Genomic DNA, 23,091 nt, shown 5'->3' with positions numbered 1-23,091 from the left:
TCAAATTGGAACAGGCATAAAAAAGCCCGGCTCAAGAGCCGGGCTTCTTAGTCAAGCAACTGCAATCAAGCGCCGTAAACCGGCAGCTTTTTGCAGATGGCCTTGACCTTCTCACGGACCGCGTCGATCACGGCTTCGTTATTCAGGTCTGCCAGGATGTCGCAGATCCAGCCGGCCAGTTCCTTGCACTCTGCTTCTTTAAAGCCACGAGTGGTCACAGCCGGTGTGCCGAAGCGCAGGCCGGAGGTGACGAACGGCGAACGTGGGTCGTTCGGTACGGAGTTCTTGTTCACGGTGATGAAGGCTTTGCCCAGGGCAGCGTCAGCATCTTTACCGGAAATGTCCTGCTTGATCAGCGACAGCAGGAACAGGTGGTTTTCAGTACCGCCGGACACCACGTCAAAGCCGCGTGCGATAAACACTTCGGCCATGGTCTTGGCGTTTTTCACCACTTGTTGCTGGTAAGTCTTGAACTCAGGCTGCAGCGCTTCCTTGAAGCAGATCGCTTTGGCGGCGATCACGTGCTCCAGCGGGCCACCTTGGGCGCCCGGGAATACGGCGGAGTTCAGCTTTTTCTCGATCTCGGCGTTGGCGCGAGCCAGGATCAGGCCGCCACGTGGACCGCGCAGGGTCTTGTGGGTAGTGGTGGTGACCACGTCAGCGAAGGGGACCGGGTTCGGGTAGACGCCAGCGGCGACCAGACCGGCCACGTGGGCCATGTCTACGAACAGGTAAGCGCCAACCTTGTCGGCGATTTCGCGGAAACGTGGGAAATCCAGGATCTGCGAGTAGGCAGAGAAACCGGCCACGATCATTTTTGGCTTGTGCTCGACCGCCAGGCGCTCGACTTCGTCGTAGTCGATCAGGCCGTTGGCATCGATACCGTATTGAACGGCGTTGTACAGCTTGCCGGAGGAGGAAACGCTGGCGCCGTGGGTCAGGTGACCGCCGTGGGCCAGGCTCATGCCCAGGATGGTGTCGCCGCCTTGCAGCAGGGCCAGGTAAACGGCGCTGTTGGCTTGGGAGCCGGCGTGTGGCTGGACGTTGGCGTAATCGGCGCCGAACAGTTCCTTGGCACGGTCGATGGCCAATTGCTCAACCACGTCGACGTATTCGCAACCACCGTAGTAGCGCTTGCCTGGGTAGCCTTCGGCGTACTTGTTGGTCAAAACCGAACCTTGAGCCTCCATCACCGCAGGGCTGGTGTAGTTTTCCGAAGCGATCAGCTCAATGTGCTCTTCCTGGCGCACGGCTTCTTGCTCCATGGCGGCGAAGAGATCGGCGTCGTACTTGGCAATAGTCAAATCACGGCTGAACATGGCGGTCCTCAAGGATCGGGGGCAGAAAAGGAGGGCATTCTAACTCAATGGGTTTTAGATGGCATATGAAAGGACATCATGTCGCGGACAAGTGGCGTTCATCCAGGAAGCTGCGGTGAACATGCCGGCGCCATCGGGAGCAAGCCCCCTCCCACATTTTTAATTTGTGAACACATTCAAGTGTGGGAGGGGGCTTGCTCCCGATGAGGCCAGCGGCTTCACCGCAAATATTCAATCGAACATGAAGAGGGCGTCGTTACTGAACTGCGCCTCGAACCGGCTCGCCGGCATCGGCCGCCCGAACAGATACCCTTGCACCTCATCGCAGCCATGTTCGCGCAGGAAGTCCAACTGCTCATGGGTTTCCACGCCCTCGGCGATCACCGCCAGGTTGAGGCTGTGGGCCATTGCGATGATGGCGCGGGCGATTTGCGCGTCCTGCTCGCCGGACGGCAGGCCGTCGACGAAAGTGCGGTCGATCTTCAGTACGTCAATCGGGAACTGCTTGAGGTAATTGAGCGAGGAATAGCCGGTGCCGAAGTCGTCCACCGCGATGCTCAGGCCGAGGTTCTTCAGGCTGGCGAGTATCTGCAAGGCTTCGTTGACCTCGCGCATCAGGATACTTTCGGTCAGCTCCAGCTCCAGGCACGCCGGCGGCAGGCCGGTGTCCTTGAGGATGTTAGCGATGCGCGTACCCAGCTGGCCGTCGGAGAACTGCCGCGCAGAGATGTTCACCGAGACCTTCGGCACCCGCACCTTGTTCTGGTGCCAGGTCTTGAGCTGGCGACAGGCTTCGCTGATCACCCAGTCGCCCACGTCCACCACCAGCCCCAATTCTTCCAGCACCGGGATGAAATCTCCCGGCGGCACCAGCCCCCGGCGCGGATGACGCCAGCGCAGCAGTGCTTCGGCGCCGGTCAGGCGTTTGCCATCGCCGCTGAATTGCGGTTGGTAATAGAGCACGAATTCGTCCTGCTCCAGGGCGTGGCGCAGGTCGCTTTCCAGCTCCAGGCGTTCCAGGGCGCTGGCGTTCATGTCGGCCTGGTAGAACTGGAAGTTGTTTTTGCCGCGTTCTTTAGCGTGATACATCGCGGTGTCGGCGTTTTTCATCAGCTGGCTCAGCTCGTTGCCGTCCTGGGGGCTGAGGGCGATGCCGATACTGGCGGTTACGAAGAACTCACGGCCTTCCAGTACGAAGGGTTTCACCAGGCTGGCGAGAATCTGCTCGGCCACGTGAATCGCGCGGTTCAGCGCCATCTCGCGGCTGACCCGCGGTTGCAGGAGCAAGGTGAACTCATCACCGCCCATGCGCGCCACGGTGTCGTCTTCAGCTACGCAACCGAGCAGGCGGGTGGCCATTTCCTTGAGCATACGGTCGCCGGCGGCGTGGCCGAGGGAGTCGTTGATTGGTTTGAAGCGGTCGAGGTCGAGGAACATCAGCACCACCCACGACTTCTGCCGCTCGGCCGACTGCAGCGCAGTGTGCAGGCGGTCCTGGAACAGCGTGCGGTTGGGCAGGTGGGTCAGGGCGTCGTAGTAAGCGAGGCGGTGGATGCGCTGCTCGCTGGCCTTGCGCTCGCTGATGTCACTGAAGAAACACACGTAGCTGGCCAGGTCGCCTTCATCGTCGAACACCGCAGTAATGCCGACCCAGGCCGGGTAATGCTCGCCGTTGCGCCGCTTGAGCCACACTTCGCCTTCCCAGGTGCTGTGCTGGTGCAGTTGCTTGAGCACGTAGCGCAGGTGAGCTTCCTGTTGTTCGTCGACGGTGAGCATGTTCGGCAGTTGGTCGAGTACGTCCGCTACCGCATACCCGCTCACCCGGCTGAACGCCTCGTTGGCCTGCACGATATAGCCCGCCGGGTCGGTGATCAGGATCGCCGAGGTGGAGTGCTCGAATACCGTGGCCGCCATGCGCAGGTCTTTCTCGGCACGACGCTGCTGGCTGATATCGCGGCCCACGCCGAGGATGCCCTCAAAGGCGCCGTGCTCATCCCACACCAGCACCAGGCGCAGCTCGATCGGCACTTTGCGGCCATCGGCGCGCAGGCAGTCAAACAGGAAGAGTTGGGTGTGCACTTCATCACGCAGCCTGGCCAGCGCCTCGGGGTCGCCCAAGGCACGGCTGACCTGCTCGACCAAGCTGTAAATACCGGCCAATTGCTGCGGGTTGGCAATGATCGACTGCCAGCCGTTCTTGAACACCCAGTCCACGTCATATCCCAACACGGCGTTGACCGACGGGCTGATGTAGTTGAGGGCCAATTGGCTGTCGGTGGAGCAGATCACGTCGCTGATGCTTTCGGCCAACATTCGGTAGCGCTGTTCGCTGTCACGCAGGGATTCGCTGGCTTCGATCTGGTCGGTAATGTCCTTGGCCACGCCGATGATGCGCGTGACTTGTGTGCTCTTGTCCCCGGCCAGGGCTTGCTCGCGGATATCGAAGCGGCGCCATTGGTTATTACGGTGGCGAAAGCGCAACTGGCACTGCAACTGGGTCGAGTAGCCGACCTGGCGTTGCTGCTGGCGTAATTCGTGGTAATGCTCGGCGTCCTCGGGGTGCAACAGGATTTCCCAGAAGTACTCGCCCATTTGCTGCAGTTCGGCCTTGTTGTAGCCGAGGGTGTGCCCCAAGTGGTGGTTGCTGAAAATCATGCGCTGGCTGATCACGTCCTGCACGTACAGGTGATCAGGCACCGTGCGCACCACGTCCGACCAGAAACTTTCACGCTCCACCAGCGACAGTTCGATCAGCTTGCGGCTGGTGATGTCGCTGATGCTGAGGATCACCGCCTTGAAGTCGTCCTGCTGCTCTGGCAGGCGCATCACCAGCCACAGGTATTGTTCGTTACCGCTGACATCGTTGAGCTGGATTTCCAGCTCCAGCTGTTTTTGTTGGGCCAGGACCGCTTCCAGTATCTGGTAGCCGATCGACGTGGCGTTGCGCGGGCAATCATCGATCAAGCGTTCCCAGGCTTGTTCGCAGGAGCTAACGTTGAGCAGGCGCACCGCCACCTGGTTGACCTCGGTGATGCGCAGTTCCTTGAGCAGTTGCTGGCGCTCTTCGGGGTTGCTTTGCAGCCAGTCGCGCAACTGCTCGCGGGTGTGCAAGTGCGACTTGTCAAAGAACGCGCCGAGGCCCGACAGGTCGAGCACGCACAAGGCCACGCCGGTGCCTTCGAAAATATCCTGGTAGCGCCGGCGGCCTTCGTGCACTTGGCGCTGACGGCGACGCATGTTCAGCAGCACGATCACCGGGATCAGCGAGAAGGCCAGGCCCAGCAGGCATTTGCCGATAAACGCCGGCAGCAGTTGCTCCAACACCGCGTTGCGGTCGAACAGCCCGCGCAATTGCCAGTCGCTCTTGCTCAGCGGCGTGACCAGCACGCTTTTATTCAATTCGTCCTGGGTCAGGGCGCTGGCCCATTGCGCCGGCATCCCGCTGTCACGGCTGATCACGCGGTGGTTCAGGGGGTTTTCGATGGCCCACAGCGGCCGCTGGCCCTGGCCGTCCTGGCGGGTCAGGTTGGTCAGGTAGTTGGGTGCCAGGCGCAGGGCCCAGTACAGGCGTGAACCGCCGCTGGGCTGGTGCAGCAGTAGATAAATGAGGGTGCCGTCGCTGTTGTTGCTCAAATAGTAGGACTGCCCGTTGCTGCGTTGCACCAGTTCCTCAAGCCAGGCGCTGTCCTGGCTGTCATTGGCACTGTCATGGATCATCGCGCCGCTGGGGGCGAGCAGGGCGATGCTGCGCAGTTCCGGCAGCGAGCGCTGCAAGGTGTGCATCAAGGCTTGTTGCTGTTCGCTGTTGCGAGGAGGCTCGACCATCGGCAGCAGGTTCAGCGCGATCTTTGCGCTCAGGGCCATGTTCAGGCTGATTTGCTCGGCCAGGTCGGCGCTGTAGTCGATGGTGTATTGCTGGTGGTCTTTCTGGTTCTGCTGCAGTTGGTCGAGCAGTTGCCAGAACAAGAGTGCGAGCAGCATGAGGACAAGCGTCGCCAATGCGCCTTTAAGGGTGCCGTGCAGGGGTGCTCCCGGCGCTATATGAGCGGCGCGCAAGGGAGTGGGCGGCGTGACTTTGGACAAGCTGTGATCCTGCGGTTTGGCTGGACTGGCGCGCGACGTGCACTATAAGCCGGGCGCCCGGAGGGCGGCTAGCATGCCTTGACTTGTGGCAAAGTGCCAGCCCCGCTTGGCTGGACTGACCAAGCGCATTCAGGTAGCTTTGCCGGTTACGCGGGGGCGTTCCAGCCCCAGATACTCAGGCTTTTTCCGCACGCAGGCATTGATCACCGTCAACGGCCCGCGCGGCGCATGGCCTGGCACGGGCTTCGCCCGCTCAATTCATCAGTCACTGACGCTAGGTTTACCATGGCTCAATACGTATTCACCATGCATCGGCTGGGAAAAGTTGTTCCGCCGAAGCGGGAAATCCTGAAAAACATTTCGCTGTCCTTCTTCCCAGGCGCCAAGATCGGCGTGCTCGGCCTCAACGGTTCGGGTAAGTCCACGCTGTTGAAAATCATGGCCGGCGTCGACACCGAGTTCGAAGGCGAAGCTCGCCCGATGCCTGAACTGAACATCGGCTACCTGCCGCAAGAGCCGATCCTGGACCCGACCAAGACCGTGCGTGAAGTGGTCGAGGAAGCCGTCAGCGTGATCAAGAACGCCCAGGCCCGCCTGGACGAGGTCTACGCCGCCTACGCCGATGAAGATGCCGACTTCGACAAGCTCGCCGCCGAACAGGCCAAGCTCGAAGCCATCCTGCAGGCCAGCGACGGTCACAACCTGGAGCGCCAGTTGGAAGTCGCCGCGGATGCGCTGCGCTTGCCGGCGTGGGACGCCAAGGTTGAATTCCTGTCTGGTGGTGAGAAGCGTCGTGTGGCTCTGTGCCGCCTGCTGCTGTCCGCCCCCGACATGCTGCTGCTCGACGAACCTACCAACCACTTGGACGCCGATTCCGTCGCCTGGCTGGAACATTTCCTTCACGATTTCCCGGGCACCGTGGTTGCGATCACGCACGACCGGTACTTCCTGGACAACGTGGCCGGCTGGATCCTCGAACTCGACCGTGGCGCCGGTATCCCTTACGAGGGCAACTACTCCGGTTGGCTGGAAGCCAAGTCCGACCGTCTGGCTGCTGAATCCAAGCAACAGTCGGCCCACGAAAAAGCCATGAAGGAAGAACTGGAGTGGGTGCGCAAAGGCGCCAAGGCCCGCCAGTCCAAATCCAAGGCACGTCTGCAACGCTTCGAAGAAATGCAGTCGCAAGAATTCCAAAAACGCAGCGAGACCAACGAGATCTACATCCCGGCTGGTCCGCGCCTGGGTGACAAGGTCATCGAGTTCAAGAACGTTTCCAAAGGCTATGGCGACCGCGTGCTGATCGACAACCTGTCGTTCTCCATGCCAAAAGGCGCGATCGTCGGCGTTATTGGTGGTAACGGTGCCGGTAAGTCGACCCTGTTCCGCATGCTGATGGGCAAGGAAACCCCGGACTCCGGCACCATCGAAGTCGGCGAAACCGTGCAGCTGGCCTGTGTGGACCAGAGTCGCGAAGACCTCGACGGCAGCAAGACCGTGTTCCAGCAGATTTCCGACGGTTCCGACCAGATCCGCATCGGCAACTATGAAATCCCGTCGCGCACCTATGTTGGTCGTTTCAACTTCAAGGGCGGCGACCAGCAGAAGTTCGTCAAGGACCTGTCCGGTGGTGAGCGCGGTCGCTTGCACTTGGCCCTGACCTTGAAAGAGGGCGGCAACGTGTTGCTGCTCGACGAACCGTCCAACGACCTCGACGTTGAAACCCTGCGTTCCCTGGAAGAAGCCCTGCTGGACTTCCCTGGCGCCGCCATTGTGATCTCTCACGATCGGTGGTTCCTTGACCGCGTCGCGACCCACATCCTGGCGTACGAAGACGACTCGCAAGCGGTGTTCTTCGAAGGTAACTACACCGAGTACGAAGCGGACCGTAAGAAGCGTTTGGGCGAAGCAGCTGCCCAGCCGCACCGTGTACGGCACAAGAAACTGGCCTGATTCAGGCTGGTGGTTTGAAAGAGCGGAGCCTTCGGGCTCCGCTTTTTTTTTGCGCTCGTTCCCATGCTCTGCGTGGGAATGCATCCTGTGACGCTCTGCGTCACGACTCTAAAAGCGGACGCGGAGCGTCCTGTGCTGCATTCCCACGCGGAGCGTGGGAACGATCAATTTTGCGGTGTACGCCGTTCAAATGTGGGAGGGGGCTTGCTCCCGATGACGATTCTCCTATTGGTGCGGCACTTGGATATACGATCCCTTTTAAGGTGCATAAAAAGCCTTTTTTTGGGTTTATTTATATAAAGCGCACCATTTAAATTCACAAATGCGACATTTTGCCCTGTCGCGGTGCGACATGAATTGATAAAGTCCGGGACAAATCTCCTTTAACGACAATAAATTTGCCGAGACTTTTCATGATCGAATCCGTTGAATCCTTCCTCGCCCGCCTCAAGAAACGCGATCCCGACCAGCCAGAATTCCATCAGGCCGTAGAAGAAGTCCTACGCAGTTTGTGGCCGTTTCTCGAAGCCAATCCCCACTATCTGACCTCGGGCATCCTGGAGCGCGTCTGCGAGCCAGAACGTGCGATTACCTTCAGGGTTTCGTGGGTGGATGATCACGGCAAGGTCCAGGTTAATCGCGGTTTCCGTATCCAGATGAACAGCGCCATCGGCCCGTACAAGGGCGGCCTGCGCTTTCACCCCTCGGTAAACCTGGGGGTCCTGAAATTCCTCGCCTTCGAGCAGACTTTCAAAAACTCCCTGACCTCGCTGCCCATGGGCGGCGGTAAGGGCGGCGCGGATTTTGATCCCAAGGGCAAGAGCGACGCCGAAGTCATGCGCTTCTGCCAGGCGTTCATGAGCGAGTTGTATCGCCATATCGGCGCGGACGTGGACGTGCCGGCCGGCGATATCGGCGTGGGGGCCCGTGAGATCGGTTTCCTGTTCGGCCAGTACAAGCGTCTCAGCAATCAGTTCACCTCCGTGCTGACAGGCAAGGGCATGGCCTATGGCGGCAGCTTGATCCGCCCGGAGGCCACCGGTTTCGGTTGCGTGTACTTCGCCGAGGAAATGCTCAAGCGCAGCGGCCAGCGGGTCGAAGGCAAGCGCGTTGCAGTCTCCGGTTCGGGCAACGTGGCGCAATACGCGGCGCGCAAGGTCATGGACCTGGGTGGCAAGGTGATTTCCCTGTCTGACTCCGAAGGCACCCTGTACGCCGAAAGCGGTTTGACCGAAGAGCAATGGTCGGCGCTGCTGGAATTGAAAAACGTCCAGCGCGGTCGCATCAGCGAACTGGCTGCCCGTTATGGCCTGGAATTCCGCGCCGGCAAAACCCCGTGGGAACTGGCCTGCGACATCGCCCTGCCATGCGCCACCCAGAACGAACTCGACGCCGAAGCGGCCCGCACCCTGCTGCGCAACGGCTGCATTTGCGTGGCGGAAGGCGCCAACATGCCGACCACACTGGAAGCTGTGGATATCTTTATCGAGACGGGCATCCTGTTCGCGCCGGGCAAGGCATCCAACGCAGGTGGCGTGGCCGTGAGCGGCCTGGAAATGTCGCAGAACGCCATGCGCCTGCTGTGGACTGCCGGCGAAGTGGACAGCAAACTGCATAACATCATGCAGTCGATCCACCATGCTTGCGTGCATTACGGTGAAGAAAACGGCCGGGTCAACTACGTGAAGGGCGCAAACATCGCGGGCTTTGTGAAAGTAGCCGATGCGATGCTGGCCCAAGGCATCGTCTAAACCTCGGCTTCGACACGCAGCACTTCGATCAATTGATCGCCGACGGGGCGCTTCCACAGCACCTCGTCGCCGACCAGGGCTCCCAGAAGCGCCCGCCCCAACGGCGAGCCCCAATTGATCAAGCCAGCAGCGGCATCAGCCTGGTCTTCGCCGACCAACTGAATGCGCTGCTGCTCATCCTGCTCATTGGCAAACGTGACCCAGCTGCCGATCTGCACCTTGTCGGTGGACGTGGCCGGGGCCACCACTTGGGCGCTTTGCACCCGTTGGTTGAAGTAGCGCAAATCCCGCTCAAGGTCGGCTTGGCGCTGTTTGTCGGCTTGTTCGCCTTTTGCGGATTCGGCGCTGTATTCGTGTTGCAACTGCGCGACCTTCGCCTGCAACTGCGCCAAACCTTGTGCGGTGAGACGGTTGGGCTGCTCGCTGACCTGACGCTCCACCGGCTGGTCGGCCTGGGCGGCGGCGTTGTCTTCATTTACAAAAGCTCGACTCATGGCGTTCTCCCTCTATGGAGTTTGGGCCATGTTCGCCGCGCTTTAGTTTCGACGGATGTCTGAAAGCGACCTATTGCGAGCGATAAGCCCTTGCCGCGTCGCGGTCCTTCTCGTGCTGCCAGGCGCGCTCGCGGTCATCCCAGTGATTGTCCTTGTAGTCGCGCAAGTCTTCGTTCTCGCGCATCGCCTTGCACTGGCGGAAACCGTCCTCCCAGCCCTCGGCGTATGTCCGTTCTTTCAGATAACGCGGCACGTTCTTGCGAAACTCGCCGGTGATCACCCCAGCAGCCTGGCGACCGCTGCTGCAACCGTCGTCAAAACCATCGGCAAAGGCCGGTGGATAACCCTTGGCCAGTAAATCCTGATGGGTTGATTGGCAACCCGACAGCCACACCACCGCACACAGCATTACTGCATACCGCCACATTGCGCACTCCCTGGCCGTTTCACGGCTGATAGGGGAAGTCTAGAAGGGGATTCGTTGGGGGGATGTGAAAGGGGTGTGAGAAATGTGTGGAACTCGCAGTGCTTAAGGCGAACGCTCTACCTGTGGCGAGGGAGCTTGCTCCCGTTGAGTCGCGAAGCGGCCCCGATGCTGGCCATTGAGAAAGGTCAGAAAGAACGCTGCGCTTGGATTAGGGGCTGCTGCGCAGCCCAACGGGAGCAAGCTCGCTCGCCACAGGGGAGTTATGCCGTCTGGTTTATCGCCAGCGCGGCATGCTCAGCCAACTCTTGCTCGATAAACGCCGCAATCATCGCGCGATACACCTGTTCGGTGACCTCAGGGTTAGCCCCCACCTCGAGGGATAAGTCCCGCACTTTGGTGATGACTTGCTCAACCCGTTGCGGCGCCTTAACGCCATCCGAATCTTTTTTGAAGCGCGCCGCTTGGGATACGTAGCCGCCACGTTCGGCCAGCAGGGTGACGATTTGCTGGTCGAGAAGGTCGATGTTTTCGCGGACTTGATCGAGGGTGGTGCAGGTAACGGCCATGTTGATGGAGCTCCTGTTCGGTCGGACAATGCTCGTTCCCACGCTCCGCGTGGGAATGCATCCTGTGACGCTCCGCGTCACGACCTCAAAAGCGGACGCGGAGCGTGGGAACGATCTACCTGTGGTGGTCAGTAGTGATACCACTTAACTTCAAGCATCACTTCATTCACTGGCGTGGAAAGGTGGCTGTACTCGCGCTGCGCACTCAGGCGCAGGCCCACGTTACGCGACAATTCCCACTGCTGGTTCAGGCTGATGCTGCGCCGTACTTCGCCATTGGTGAAGAAATCCCCTTTGGCCTCCAGGCTCAAATTCCCCAGCGGGTTTTTCCACAGCACGCCGGTATTGAACCCGGCAGCGGGGGAGATGGCTTCGTTGAAGTCGTTGTTGTGTTCCACGCGCACGGTGCCGAGGGCGAAGCCGAGCATGTCGTCGCTCAGTTGCCAGGTGCCGCCGGCGCCGCCGTTGACGTGGGCGACCAGGGTTTCGTCGTCGTGTTTGCCCGGTACGCGCTCCAGGCCGCCGGTCACTTGCCATGACCAGGGTTGCAGCAGCGCGTTGCGCGGGGTCAGGGAGCGGATGGTGGCAAGGTCGAGTTGCTGCAGTTGCCAGTGGTTGCCTTCGTACTGGCGCAGTTTCATTTGCAGGATTTCGATCTGCGCGCCGAGGGGGAAGCCTTCGGCGTTGTCGTTGAGGTCGTGGTAGGCCATGCGCAGGCCGTATTCGCCAAACGCTTTGTCGCCCCGGGTGCCGATACCGGCTTGCCAGGTACGTGATTCATGACCGTTTTCAGGCAGGCCGGGGCGCTCGACTTTCAGGTCGGGCGCGGGGTTCTGGTTGATCGCGCGCAGCAATTCGAAGCTGCGTTGGGAGCGTTCGGTGTCACGCTCCAGGCCGTTGGCGCGGTAGCGGCCGAGGCGGTAGGCGGCGTCGATGATCAGGGCCTGGCGCTCACGGGGCAAGGCTTTGAAGGCAGGCTCCTGCAATTGCTTCTGGTCGTCGCTGACCTTCAACACCCATTGCTGCTCGTCGCTGTCCAGCGGTTTGGCGCGCTCCAGCAACTCACGCTCACGGGAAGGCCGGTAGTCGATCTTCTCGACCAGACCGGCCTCTTTGACGGCCTTGACCGTGTCGGTCGGGATCGCGGTCAGCGGGAATTGCTCCGTCAGGCGCAGGCCGGGACGGGCGACTTGCAGCAGTTCCAGCAGGCGATAAGAGCAGTTTTCGTCGAAGAAGAAATAGTCGAACTGGATCTGCTTGAGCTCCCACACGTGCTCGACCATGCGCTCGGTCTCGACCTGGGTCAGGTTAAGGCGGTATTCCCACAGGTCGCGGTTTTCGAGGCTGCGGTATTCCGAGAGTTTTTCCTGGTAGGGCACCAGCGCAAACAGGCCGGGATAGCCGCCCATCAGGCCTTTCCAGGCATAGAGGATGCTGTTGTCCGAGCCTTCGATATAGGCGCCGAAGTTGATCGCGTAGCTGAGCAGGGCGGTCTTGTTGCTCTGCACGTCCGCCTGGTCGATGCGCAGCAGGGTGTGGCCGAACATCGATGACGGGCTGTTGAGGTAGGCCGCCGGGAAGATCATTACCGCACTGTGGGGCGCGACGTCCTTGAACCATTGTTTGAATTCGCTGCAGTCCAGCGCCGGCAGGTCGCTCAGGTGCAACTGATCCTTGAGCCAGCGGGTACGTGCGGGGTAGACGCATTGGGCGTGTTTTTCGCCAAGGCTTGCAGGTAAGTACAGCGCTTCAACGGTGGCCTTGAGTTCGGCATCCGGGTGGTGGGCGCCATCGGCTGCGAGGAAGAATTTCTTGTCGCTGACATAACTGCGCCAGCCACTGATTTTGCCGGCTTCGTAATGGCCCAAAGACAACCAGAACGGATCGTTGGCCAATTGCTGCAAACGTTGATCGTCAATATGCGGGGCCGCGTACAGCGGGGCGCAGGCGAAGAGTGCCATCCAGGCAAAGCGTTTGAGCATAGGGGCAACTTAAGTCGGAAAAAGTGAGACCCAAAGGGGAGGCGGGTCCAAAAGTAAAAACCCGCGCCCTGGAGGGCGCGGGCGGGTCGAGCTTAAGCCTGGGTAGCGTATTTCGCCAGGCGGGTATCGCTTTTCAGTACAGCCAGGGTGTTGTTGTGCACATCGTCAGCAGTGACGTCGGCCTTGCTGAAGATTTGTTGGAAGTGCTCGTGGGTCACGGCAGCAAAGTGCTCGCGATCTTCAGGTGCAACGCCCAGTACCACGGCGTAGGTTGTCAGCGCTTCGCCGTTACCCTTGGCCATGTCTTCGGACAGTTCGTTCATCATGCCGTTCATGGCAATCCAGGACTTGCCGCCATAGGACAGGGCGCTGTTGGTGCTGCAACCGTTGGTGCCCGAGGTCATGCCGAAGGTGGCGTTACCGGAGGTACCGTTGGTGGTGGAAGCCAGGAAGTGCGCTGGAGTACCGCGCTGGCCTTCGAACAACATGTTGCCCCAACCGCAGTTCGGGCCACCTGGTGCTTCAGCCATTGCATTGAGGGAGACGACGGTGAAGAGAGTACCAAGAAGGATCCGTTTCATAGCTTTGTTCTCTTTGTGTGCAAACCAATGGACAAGGGTTCAGGCACTTCGAAGCGCCCTAGGGGCCAGTTATTAGTCCAACCCGCGCAGTTTGGAGTTTAGGCACGTTCTTGGGGTTCCGTGAATTTTTGTAAAACAATCAGAGATGTCGCGATTTTTTTGTAGGACGCATCCCGTGTCTATGCTTTACCTCAGGCGCGCCTTGCCAGAGCGCGTGACCGGGAGCCAGAATGCCGACATCTGCCCCGCCTGATGTAAGGAAGCCCGATGCCTGATCCTGTTGCTGCCAGCTTGCGTCTAGCGCCCGAAGCGCTGACTCGTCCTTTTTCCGCTGAACAGTTCAGCTTCTCGACCACCAATGATTTGGAGCCCTTTCGCGGTGTGCTTGGCCAGGAACGCGCGGTTGAAGCGTTGCAGTTCGGCGTGGCCATGCCACGCCCCGGTTACAACGTGTTTGTCATGGGCGAGCCGGGCACCGGCCGCTTTTCGTTCGTCAAACGCTACCTGAAGGCCGAAGGCAAACGCCTGCAGACCCCGGCGGACTGGGTCTATGTGAATAATTTCGATGACCCCCGCGAGCCGCGCGCACTGGAACTGCCTGCGGGCGGCGCTGCGGCGTTTATCAGCGATATCAACGGGTTGGTCGACAACCTGGTGGCGACCTTCCCGGCCGTCTTCGAACACCCGACGTACCAGCAGCGCAAAAGCGCGATCGACCGTGCGTTCAACCAGCGTTACGACAAGGCCCTGGACGTGATCGAGCGCCTGGCCCTGGAAAAGGACGTGGCGCTGTACCGCGACAGTTCCAACATCGCCTTTACCCCGATGCTCGACGGCAAGGCCCTGGACGAGGCTGAGTTCTCGCAGTTGCCGGAAGTCGATCGTGAGCGTTTCCACACGGATATTTCCGAACTGGAAGAGCGCCTCAACGAAGAGCTGGCCAGCCTGCCCCAGTGGAAGCGCGAGTCCAACAACCAACTGCGCCAGTTCAACGAAGAAACCATCACCCTGGCCCTGCAGCCGTTGCTTGCTCCGTTGTCGGAAAAGTACGCCGAGAATGCGGGAATCTGCGGTTACCTGCAGGCCATGCAGGTGTACCTGTTGAAAACCGTGGTCGAGCTATTGGTGGACGACGCCAAGACCGACGCCCAGGCACGCAAGCTGCTCGAAGAGCAATACTGCCCGAGCCTGGTAGTCGGCCATCCGGTCAGCGGTGGTGCGCCGGTGGTGTTTGAACCGCACCCAACCTACGACAACCTGTTCGGCCGTATCGAATACAGCACCGACCAGGGCGCGCTCTACACCACCTATCGCCAATTGCGTCCGGGCGCCTTGCACCGTGCCAACGGTGGGTTCCTGATCCTTGAAGCCGAGAAAATGCTCAGCGAGCCGTTTGTGTGGGACGCCCTCAAGCGCTCCCTGCAATCACGCAAGCTGAAGATGGAATCGCCGCTGGGCGAACTCGGCCGCCTGGCGACCGTGACCCTCAACCCGCAGATGATTCCGTTGCAGGTCAAGGTGATCATCATTGGTTCGCGCCAGTTGTACTACGCGCTGCAAGACGCCGATCCGGACTTCCAGGAGATGTTCCGGGTGCTGGTGGACTTCGACGAAGACATCCCGATGGTCGACGAAAGCCTGGAGCAGTTCGCGCAGTTGCTGAAAACCCGTACGTCGGAAGAAGGCATGGCGCCGCTGACCTCGGACGCGGTAGCGCGGCTGGCGACTTACAGCGCACGGCTGGCGGAGCACCAGGGGCGCTTGTCGGCGCGCATTGGCGATTTGTTTCAGTTGGTGAGCGAGGCGGACTTTATCCGTGATCTGGCGGGCGACGAGATGACCGACGCCGGCCACATCGAGCGGGCGCTCAAGGCCAAGGCCACGCGCACCGGGCGCGTGTCGGCGCGGATTCTTGACGACATGCTCGCCGGGGTGATCCTGATCGACACCGCCGGTGCGGCGGTCGGCAAGTGCAACGGGCTGACGGTACTGGAGGTCGGTGACTCGGCGTTCGGTGTGCCGGCGCGGATTTCCGCCACGGTGTATCCGGGCGGCAGCGGTATCGTCGATATCGAGCGCGAGGTTAACCTCGGGCAGCCGATTCACTCCAAGGGCGTGATGATCCTCACCGGTTACCTGGGCAGCCGTTATGCCCAGGAATTTCCGCTGGCGATCTCTGCGAGTATCGCGCTGGAGCAGTCCTACGGGTATGTGGACGGCGACAGTGCGTCCCTGGGCGAGGCCTGCACCTTGATCTCGGCGCTGTCGAAAACGCCGCTCAAGCAATGCTTTGCCATCACCGGCTCGATCAACCAGTTTGGTGAAGTGCAGGCGGTGGGCGGGGTCAACGAGAAGATCGAAGGCTTCTTCCGCCTTTGCGAGGCGCGCGGTTTGACCGGCGAGCAAGGGGCGATCATTCCCCAGGCTAACGTCAACACGCTGATGCTCGATGAGAAGGTGTTGCAGGCCGTGCGCGCGGGGCAATTCCATATCTACGCGGTGCGTCAGGCGGATGAAGCGTTGAGCCTGCTGGTGGGCGAGCCTGCCGGTGAGCCGGACGCGGAGGGGCAATTCCCGGAAGGCACGGTGAATGCGCGCGTGGTAGAGCGTTTGCGCGCGATTGCCGAGATGATCAGCGAGGAAGACTTGAAGGAAGCGGAGAAGGAGCTGGCGCAGCAAGCGTTGGTCGAAGCGAAGCCGACTTGATTCTGACTGGCTTGGCCTGCTTGTAGTGGCGAGCGGGCTTCTGTGCTTAGAGGGTTTCTGTGGCGAGGGGCTTCTGTGGTGAAAGCGTCTGTGGTGAGAGGATCTATGGTGAAAAGATCTGTGGTGAAAGGGGCTGTGGTAAGTGGGCCTCTGTGGCGAGCGGGCTTGCCCCGCGTTGGGCTGCGAAGCAGCCCCAAAACCAGCGCCCCGGACTGCCTGACACACCACAGCGTTCTTGCTGGGGCTGCTTCGCAGCCCAACGGGAGCAAGCGCCCTCGCCACACGTTATTGTTCGCCCTTTCTATTTCTTAACTGAATGGCATTGGGGCAAGCCCGCTCGCCACAGAAGCACGCTCACCACCGGGTGACCCAGGTTCGTCACTAAATTGACTCGCAGCTGAGGGACCAACGCCCGTTGGTCCCTACAACCTTGGTTTGTCGTGTTTTTCTTCTATTCTGTGTTCAAGGGATATCCACAGGATTCGCTGGATAGAGACAGTCTCGCCGTGTGCTTGAGGCTGAACACCGATCTACCGAGGGTCGCCGCCATGCCGCGCAACCTTTGCCTCACCCGACAGTGCCTGGGCCTGGTCACCCGTATCGAATGTTCCATTCGCCCTCTTGCGGGGGATAACGGGATGTGGACGTTACTGTTTGCCGCCGGAATGACCGGCGAACAGCCTTCCACCATCAAGTCCCAGGGCCCGTTTCATGGGCCCTTCGTGGCAGAAACCATTCTGCAATCCATTGTGGACAGCCTGACCCTGTACGGCTATGAGATGGCGGAAGATCCGCAGATCTGGTGCCTGCACATGCAGGCCCATTTACGCCAGCTCAATGGCGGGCAGGAGTGCCTGGCCCTTTGATGATCGTTCCCACGCTCTGCGCAGGAATGCCGCCCCGTCCCGCCTTAGCGCACAACTTGAATTTTGCGCAGCGGCGGTGACGCGGAGCGTCAGGGGATGCCTTCCCACGCAGAGCGTGGGAAGGATCGGCAAGTGGCGGTCATTTGCTCTCGGGCTTGTCCAGCTTGACCTCGAAGCCGTACTGCACGGTGTTCAGGTCGGTGCGCTGGTAGCTTTCAACCAGGGTCGGCTGGCCGTAGAAGTAATGCACATCAAACATCGCCGTGCCGTATTCCTCGGCGCGGTGGCTGACGCCGAGGATTTCCTTGAGGTAGCGGCCGCTGGCATCCTTGGCGAAGAAGCGCCAGCTGTCAGCGGGGAATGTTTTCTGATCGACAATCAGCGCGTTGTCCTTGAGTGATAAACCCTTGGGCAGCTTGGCGGCGTCAATCTCGCCTTTTTCTATCGTCGCCAGGAACAGGGGAATTGAACCCACCACAACCCCGGGGTTTTCCGGGAACAGGTTGAGGTCGTAGGTCAGCGTGCCGCGTGCCGGGTTCAGTTCGAAGGCTTCGGTCGGCAACTCTATAGGCTTCCCGCGTTCGCCTTTTTCATCTGCAGTAAAGAACGTGACGGGTGCTTCGCTGCTTTTGCGCTCGGCACCCACCAGGTCGTCATTGAAGGTAAAGGGGTGGTCAAACACGATATGCGCGGCGCTGGCATCCTCGACGGACTGGCTGATGGTGACGCTGTTTTTCAGCTGGTCTTCGGTCAGCGCCGCGTCTTTGAGCCAGCTGGCGGCGCCGTCGTCATACACCGTGACGGGCATCGGCAAGGCTTGCACGGTGTTCTGCAGGCTATTCTTGTCGAAGCGTAGCACCGGCAGGTCCAGGTCCTTGCGGGTAACCGTGGCCCTGGAGAAGTCCAGCACGTTGACCTGCAGGTTATCGATAAGGCCATTGAAGTAGACCTTGGCGTAATGGCTGCTCTGCTTGTGTTCGAAGGTTTTCTGCTCATCTGTCAGTTGCTTTTCAAACGCATCCGACCAGGCGGTCTGCTTTTGCATCTCAGCCAGTTGTTTCTCGTAGAACGCCACTTGCGCGGCACTTTCGTTGATCGAACCTGCGCGCGTAAGAAATTGCCCGGTGCTGTCCCGCGCCTGTACCAGCAAAGGGTTCGGCGATTCGTCGCCCACTTCCGGCGCCAGGGGTTCGCTGTTGGTCAGCTCGATCTCGGCGTAATTCTTTTCAAGCAGCAGCAAATGGAGAGTGATGTTGCCCTCGGTGCGCTTGTGGCCGACGTCCTTTTTCGACAGGTCGAACGTCAGCACCTTGCCCGGCGCAACCACTTCAACCGCGCCTTTGAGGCTGACAGGCTGCGGCTGGCTCTTGTTCTCGGTCTCGATGCCATCGATGAACGGGTAGGTCACCGTCAGGTCGTCGGGGTTGGTCAGGTTGGAACTGCTGGGGCTCAGCTGGATGCCGGGGTCGGTTTCCGACCATTCGGGCTGAAACGGGATGACCTTATTGTTGCTCAAGGTGACCGACTGCCATTCCAGGCCGTGAGGGAAAGGGAACTGGTCGGGAATCGTGAAGTTGAACGGGAAGACCGGCTGCAGATCTATCAGGTAGTCGGAATGGGAGGTCTTGCGCAGCACGAACAGGCCGTTGATATACGTGTCGACCAGGGCCTGGGGCGTGGGGTAGTGCTTGAGCAGGGCCAGGGTGTCTTCGCCGTATTCAGCGTCGATGGGCTTGGTGGCGAGCTTGACCCGCGCGCGTTCCAGCAACAGCAGCGAGCCGCCAAGGTCGGCGATGGCGTCGCGCAGTTTGGGGTCCTGGATGCTATCGAGCGATTGTTCGAACTTCGTGGTTTGCTCTTCGAGGGTTGCCTGCTTCTGCTCATCGCTGGGTGAGCAGCCGCTGGCCAGCAGCAATGCCGCGCACAGGCCGATACTGGCCAAAGGGGATCGCACTTCCATCATCTGAGTTTTCCTGTCCGACATCATCGAGCCGATTTTGATGGGCTCGACACTAGCAGAAAAATTCTATTACAGATGCCGCCCAGGTCAGTTTTCTCGCGGTTACAGGTGTTTGGTAGCGGCTGGTATACTCGCCGCCATTTCTAGCCAAGCTGTGTGAGATCCCATGGAACGTTTTATCGAAAATACTATGTACGCTTCACGCTGGCTGTTGGCGCCGATCTACCTGGGGCTGTCCCTGGGCCTGCTGATTCTGGCGCTAAAATTCTTCCAGGAAGTGATCCACGTCATTCCCAACATCTTCTCCATGTTGGAAGCCGAAGTGATCCTGCTGCTGTTGTCGTTGATCGACATGGCGCTGGTGGGCGGCTTGCTGGTGATGGTGATGATTTCCGGCTACGAGAACTTCGTCTCGCAGCTGGACATCGATGACGACAAGGAAAAGCTCAACTGGCTCGGCACCATGGACTCTTCGTCGTTGAAGATGAAAGTGGCGGCGTCCATCGTGGCGATTTCCTCCATCCACTTGCTGCGTATCTTCATGGACGCCAAGAACGTCGATCCCGAGCACTTGAAGTGGTACGTGATCATCCACATGACCTTCGTGGTCTCGGCGTTTGCCATGGGTTACCTGGACAAGCTGACCAAGCACTGATCCCCGCGCCGGCCTTACTGCTCGACGAAGTAGTAAGGCTGGCGGTTGATCGCCATCTCCTTGATCACAGTCACCTTGCCGCTCAATTGCTCGGTGCGGTCCAGCAGCGCGACGTTGCCGGGTTTGGCTTCCAGGAAGCTGCGCAGCTCGGGTTCGGTTTGCAGGATCGGCAGGTAGGCCTGCAGGTAGAACACACTGGCCCCGTCGATCCGCTCGTTGGGCTGGAACAACACCACTTCCCTCCCTTCGTCTCGCAGTGCCTGGACCTGACTGATCACCGGCACGAACGACTGACGCACATCGGCTTTAGGCGCGAACCAGAAAGCTGCCGTCAGATAACATGCCACCGCCAGGGTGAACACGCTGCCGATCACGGTTTTGTGGTGGGTATACAGCGCCGGTTTGTGATCTTTCAGCCATTGCAGCAGCACCCGCGCATATTCTGCGGCGAGTACGGCGGCGGCTGGCGTCAGTGCCATCAGGTAAACCGTGCGTTTGCTGGACGCCAGGGTCAACAGGGTGAATTGCGCCACCAGCCACACACTGAAAAACAGACGGTAGCGGTTGCGCACCAGGCTTTTGCGAAAGTGCCACAGCCCCAGGTACACCAGGATGTTCCACGGTAAAAAGGCTTCAGGCAGTTTCATGAGGTAGTAGTAGAAGGGTTCGTAATGCCCGGCTTCGACAAACGAGCCGCTGAACCGTCCTACGCTGTTGGTCCACAGCACTTCGCCCACCGCCTGCATCCCGCCGCGCTGGAACAGAAAACCCAGCCAGATCAGCAGTGGCACCAAGGCCAGTAACGTAAACAGCGCCGGCTTGAGCCAGTCGCCGATGTTCAGGCGCTTGTCCATCAGGCTAGTGCTGGCCAGGTACACAAAAATCACGCTGCCCGGCATCGCCAGGCCCAGCACGCCTTTGCTCAGGGTGGCGATCACCATCCCGGCTGTAAACAATGCCCAGGCCCAGGCAGTAGAGCCTTGACGCTCGGACTCAGGCCGCATCGCCTGGTAGAACGCCAGCAGCGCGGTCGTCACGCCCAGGCTGAGCAATGAGTCCTCACCCACGCCCCGCACATTGCTCCAGTAACTGGCCATGGTCGCCAGGATCAGCGCCGCGCTGAACGCCAGTGTCTTCGGCCGCCCGAACTTGCGCAGCATCCCGTAGAGCAGCATCACGCTGAACAGTCCGGCAAACGCCGAGGCCAGGCGCACAGCCCAGGTGGTACCGCCAAACAGGCGAATCGCCCCGGCGTCGAGCCACAGGCTGAGGGGCGGTTTTTCCAGGAAGGCTTCTCGAAACAGGCGCGGCACCACCCAGTCATTGTCCAGGTGCATGGCCATGGCGATCCCGGCGACGCGGGCTTCGGTGGACCCTTGCAGTTCGTGGTTACCCAACGCAAAGAAGAACAACAGACCAGCAAGCAGAAGCAGCAGAGGAGCGGGACGCGTCATGGGTACTGGCTACCGGGGCAGGGGACCGTTCGGGGGAACGGCTCGCAATCGGTGAGTATAGGGAGGCGAATCTTAATATTTGATGAATGAACATCAGGTTTATCGTGCCGGGCCAGGGGCGATGTTTAACGCCCCTGGCCTCGTTTCAGGCGCTACGACGCTTTGACTTTAAAGCGGCTCAACCCTTGCTGCATCGAACTGGCCCGTTCCGACAGGTTTCTGGCCGCCACCGCGCATTGCTGCGAGTTGGCCTGATTTTGCTGGGTGACTTCATCGATCTGCTCCAGGCCGATACTGGCCTGTTGCAAGCCGGAAGCCTGTTCACTGGAGGCTTGGTAGATCAATGACACCAGGCTTGAGACGGTACTGGTGCCGGAGACGATGTTCCTCAACGAGTCGGCCGTGCGCCCGGCGATCACCATGCCGCGCTGCGTCTTGGTCGAGGAGTCGGCGATCAGCGCCGCTGTTTGCTGGGCAGCTTCAGCGCTGCGGGCGGCGAGGCTCCTGACCTCATCGGCGACCACCGCAAAACCGCGGCCCAATTCACCTGCGCGTGCAGCCTCGATCGCTGCGTTCAAGGCCAGCAGGTTGGTCTGGGCGGCGATGTTGTCGATGGTGGTGATAATGGCGGTGATGTCTTTGCCCGAGTTGTCGATTTCAGTCATCGCAGCGATCAATTCACTCATCAGCTTGTCACTTTCCCCCGCATCGGCGCGTGAGGCTTGGGATTGCTCATCGGCTTTTTTGGCATTGGCGGCATTGTCGGTGGTCTGCGCCGCCATTTGGGTCATGACGGCACTGATTTCAGTGATGGAAGAGGCAGAGTTGGACGCACCGTCCGACAGCGACTGACTCAACTCGGTGACCTGCGCAGAACTGCCTGTGATTTGCGTGGCGCTGGCCTGCACCTGGGAAATCAGGGTGTTCAGGTTGCCGACCATTTTTTCCAAAGACTTGCCCAGGGTGTCATGGGGCGATGACAAGCGCACTTCCAGGTCCAGATCGCCTTCGGATATACGCTCGGCCACCCGCACCTGGCGCTGCAGGCTTTCCGACATATCGTTCAAGGCAAGGGACAGTTGGCCGACTTCATCCTCAGACTGTTGCACCAGGCGACGGGAGAAATCACCCAGGCTGATGTTGGCGGCCAGGGCGGCGGCTTCACGAATCGGGCCGACGATTTTTGCCGTGGCAAACCACAGTGCAAGCAAGGCCAGCACGGAAATGGTCACGCCGACCGACACCTGCCAGATACTGCTGCGCACGCCACGGGCCTGCAGTTCCTGCTCCAGGGCGATGGCTTGGCTCATGACGACGGCCTTGGGCAGGTGAATCAGGATGGCCCAGGGTTTCTCGCTGCGACCCAGGGTGATGGGCATCTGCACCTCGATCCCCTGGGAGACCTCATTGAACCGGCTGTCTCCTTGGCCTTTTTGCACATTGGCCAACACCTTATCCCACGTGTCGGGTAATAACGCCTTCAGCGGCTGGCCAATAAGATCGGGTCGTTTACTGTCGGCGACTACCAGCCCCTGGTGACTCAGGATCGACACGGAGCCCTTGCCGCCGTAGAGGTCGGCGGACATTTGTTCACTGAGCTTCTGTATGAACGAGATGTCGAAGTCAGCACCGACCACGCCGTAGAACTTGCCATTGGCGATAATCGGCACCGACAGCGTGGTCAGCCATACATTTTTGCCTTGCACCACATAGGGAATCGGGTCCAGAACGCTTTCTTTCCGGGTGTCCCGAGGGCCTGAGTACCAGCCGCCCTTGGGTACACCATTGGGATGGCGGGCGTCGGAGTCATATTCCACCAGCGGTTGCACAGCAACACGGCCATCCGAGCTGCGCGTCCAGTAGGGGGTGAAGCGGCCGGTCACCGGGTTATTTCCTGACTCATTGTTACGAAATGCCTGATCCTGGCCGTCCAGCGCATCCGGCTCCCAGCACGAATACGTGCCGTTAAAGTCGGGGTTGTCCTTGAGCACGCTGAGCAGCATCGTATTGATTTGCTCGCGGCCCAGTGCGAGCGGGCTTTGTGCACTTTTGCTGGCCCCCAGCGTATTGGCGAGCGTGCGTGCCGAATCCAATGCATTCTGCAATTTCGACTGAATTGCGTTAGCCCGTGACTCTGCCAGGTTTTGCACTTCGCGGATGGTAGCGCTTTCAATGAGTTTTGAGACTTCAGTGCCCACATAGGCTTCATTGGCATTTGAGGAATACAGCCCATATAACACCAGGCTCGCGGAGGATATAAACAGGCAGAGTCCGGCGGTAAAACAGATTCGAGTCTG

15 protein-coding genes and 1 pseudogene are annotated in these 23,091 nt (G+C 60.0%); 5 read left to right on the top strand and 11 right to left on the bottom strand.

From position 1 onward, the window contains the following. Positions 1–65: 65 nt before the first annotated feature. Both glyA and ACR52_RS12730 read right to left on the bottom strand, forming a co-directional pair. A complete protein-coding gene (gene glyA, locus ACR52_RS12735) occupies positions 66–1,319 on the bottom strand; it encodes a serine hydroxymethyltransferase (protein ID WP_048724528.1) in 1,254 nt (417 codons plus the stop codon). A 231-nt stretch (positions 1,320–1,550) separates the two neighbouring features. Then, positions 1,551–5,402, bottom strand: a complete 3,852-nt coding sequence (locus tag ACR52_RS12730; protein ID WP_048724527.1) for a sensor domain-containing protein — start codon at positions 5,400–5,402, stop codon at positions 1,551–1,553. Between the two features lie 285 nt (positions 5,403–5,687). Between ACR52_RS12730 and ettA the strand changes: the two genes are divergently transcribed. Beyond that, entirely contained in the window at positions 5,688–7,352 is a 1,665-nt protein-coding gene (gene ettA, locus ACR52_RS12725; protein WP_048724526.1) for an energy-dependent translational throttle protein EttA, read from the top strand. A 413-nt stretch (positions 7,353–7,765) separates the two neighbouring features. Further along, entirely contained in the window at positions 7,766–9,103 is a 1,338-nt protein-coding gene (gdhA, locus tag ACR52_RS12720) for an NADP-specific glutamate dehydrogenase (RefSeq protein WP_048724525.1), read from the top strand. On the opposite strand, the gene ACR52_RS12715 is transcribed toward gdhA, so the two are convergent. The 5 genes from ACR52_RS12715 to ACR52_RS12695 all read right to left on the bottom strand — a co-directional run bounded on the left by ACR52_RS12715 (position 9,100) and on the right by ACR52_RS12695 (position 13,153). Further along, complete coding sequence (locus ACR52_RS12715; protein ID WP_048724524.1) at positions 9,100–9,597, bottom strand: GreA/GreB family elongation factor; 498 nt, start codon at positions 9,595–9,597, stop codon at positions 9,100–9,102. The two genes, gdhA and ACR52_RS12715, sit on opposite strands and share 4 nt — an antisense overlap. A 70-nt stretch (positions 9,598–9,667) precedes the next feature. Continuing rightward, positions 9,668–10,024, bottom strand: a complete 357-nt coding sequence (locus ACR52_RS12710) for a hypothetical protein (RefSeq protein ID WP_048724523.1) — start codon at positions 10,022–10,024, stop codon at positions 9,668–9,670. Between the two features lie 260 nt (positions 10,025–10,284). Beyond that, positions 10,285–10,590 (bottom strand): chorismate mutase, encoded by a 306-nt coding sequence (locus ACR52_RS12705; protein WP_048724522.1) that lies wholly within the window; start codon positions 10,588–10,590, stop codon positions 10,285–10,287. Between the two features lie 128 nt (positions 10,591–10,718). Then, entirely contained in the window at positions 10,719–12,572 is a 1,854-nt protein-coding gene (locus ACR52_RS12700) for an Lnb N-terminal periplasmic domain-containing protein (protein WP_048724521.1), read from the bottom strand. 92 nt (positions 12,573–12,664) lie between these two features. Then, entirely contained in the window at positions 12,665–13,153 is a 489-nt protein-coding gene (locus tag ACR52_RS12695) for a DUF3015 domain-containing protein (protein WP_048724520.1), read from the bottom strand. A gap of 267 nt (positions 13,154–13,420) precedes the next feature. Between ACR52_RS12695 and ACR52_RS12690 the strand changes: the two genes are divergently transcribed. Then, complete coding sequence (locus tag ACR52_RS12690) at positions 13,421–15,859, top strand: Lon protease family protein (RefSeq protein ID WP_048724519.1); 2,439 nt, start codon at positions 13,421–13,423, stop codon at positions 15,857–15,859. 548 nt (positions 15,860–16,407) lie between these two features. Beyond that, positions 16,408–16,725 carry a PA4575 family protein gene (locus ACR52_RS12685; RefSeq protein ID WP_048724518.1) on the top strand — a complete coding sequence of 106 codons (318 nt, stop codon included), beginning with the start codon at positions 16,408–16,410 and terminating at the stop codon, positions 16,723–16,725. A 139-nt stretch (positions 16,726–16,864) separates the two neighbouring features. On the opposite strand, the gene ACR52_RS12680 is transcribed toward ACR52_RS12685, so the two are convergent. Next, on the bottom strand, positions 16,865–18,688 hold the full coding sequence (locus ACR52_RS12680) for a hypothetical protein (RefSeq protein ID WP_082143137.1): 1,824 nt from the start codon (positions 18,686–18,688) through the stop codon (positions 16,865–16,867). Positions 18,689–18,851: 163 nt separating this feature from the next. On the opposite strand from ACR52_RS12680, the gene ACR52_RS12675 reads away from it, so the two are divergent. Then, entirely contained in the window at positions 18,852–19,340 is a 489-nt protein-coding gene (locus tag ACR52_RS12675) for a TIGR00645 family protein (RefSeq protein ID WP_048724517.1), read from the top strand. Positions 19,341–19,354: 14 nt separating this feature from the next. Here ACR52_RS12675 and ACR52_RS12670 read toward each other — a convergent pair whose 3' ends face one another. From ACR52_RS12670 to ACR52_RS31990, 3 genes and pseudogenes are all read right to left on the bottom strand, one after another. After that, the gene (locus tag ACR52_RS12670; RefSeq protein ID WP_048724516.1) at positions 19,355–20,794 is read right to left on the bottom strand and encodes an ArnT family glycosyltransferase; all 1,440 of its coding nucleotides are present in this window, start codon (positions 20,792–20,794) and stop codon (positions 19,355–19,357) included. Positions 20,795–20,946: 152 nt separating this feature from the next. Then, on the bottom strand, positions 20,947–21,735 hold the full coding sequence (locus tag ACR52_RS31995; RefSeq protein ID WP_456238978.1) for a methyl-accepting chemotaxis protein: 789 nt from the start codon (positions 21,733–21,735) through the stop codon (positions 20,947–20,949). A 111-nt stretch (positions 21,736–21,846) separates the two neighbouring features. Beyond that, a pseudogene (locus tag ACR52_RS31990) lies at positions 21,847–22,797 on the bottom strand (PDC sensor domain-containing protein); the annotation flags it as partial. Positions 22,798–23,091 lie beyond the last annotated feature (294 nt).

This window comes from Pseudomonas fildesensis (assembly GCF_001050345.1).
Taxonomy (GTDB): Bacteria; Pseudomonadota; Gammaproteobacteria; order Pseudomonadales; family Pseudomonadaceae; genus Aquipseudomonas; species Aquipseudomonas fildesensis.
Note: the sequence above shows the minus strand (reverse complement) of the source record. Positions and strands in the feature narration are given on the sequence as shown.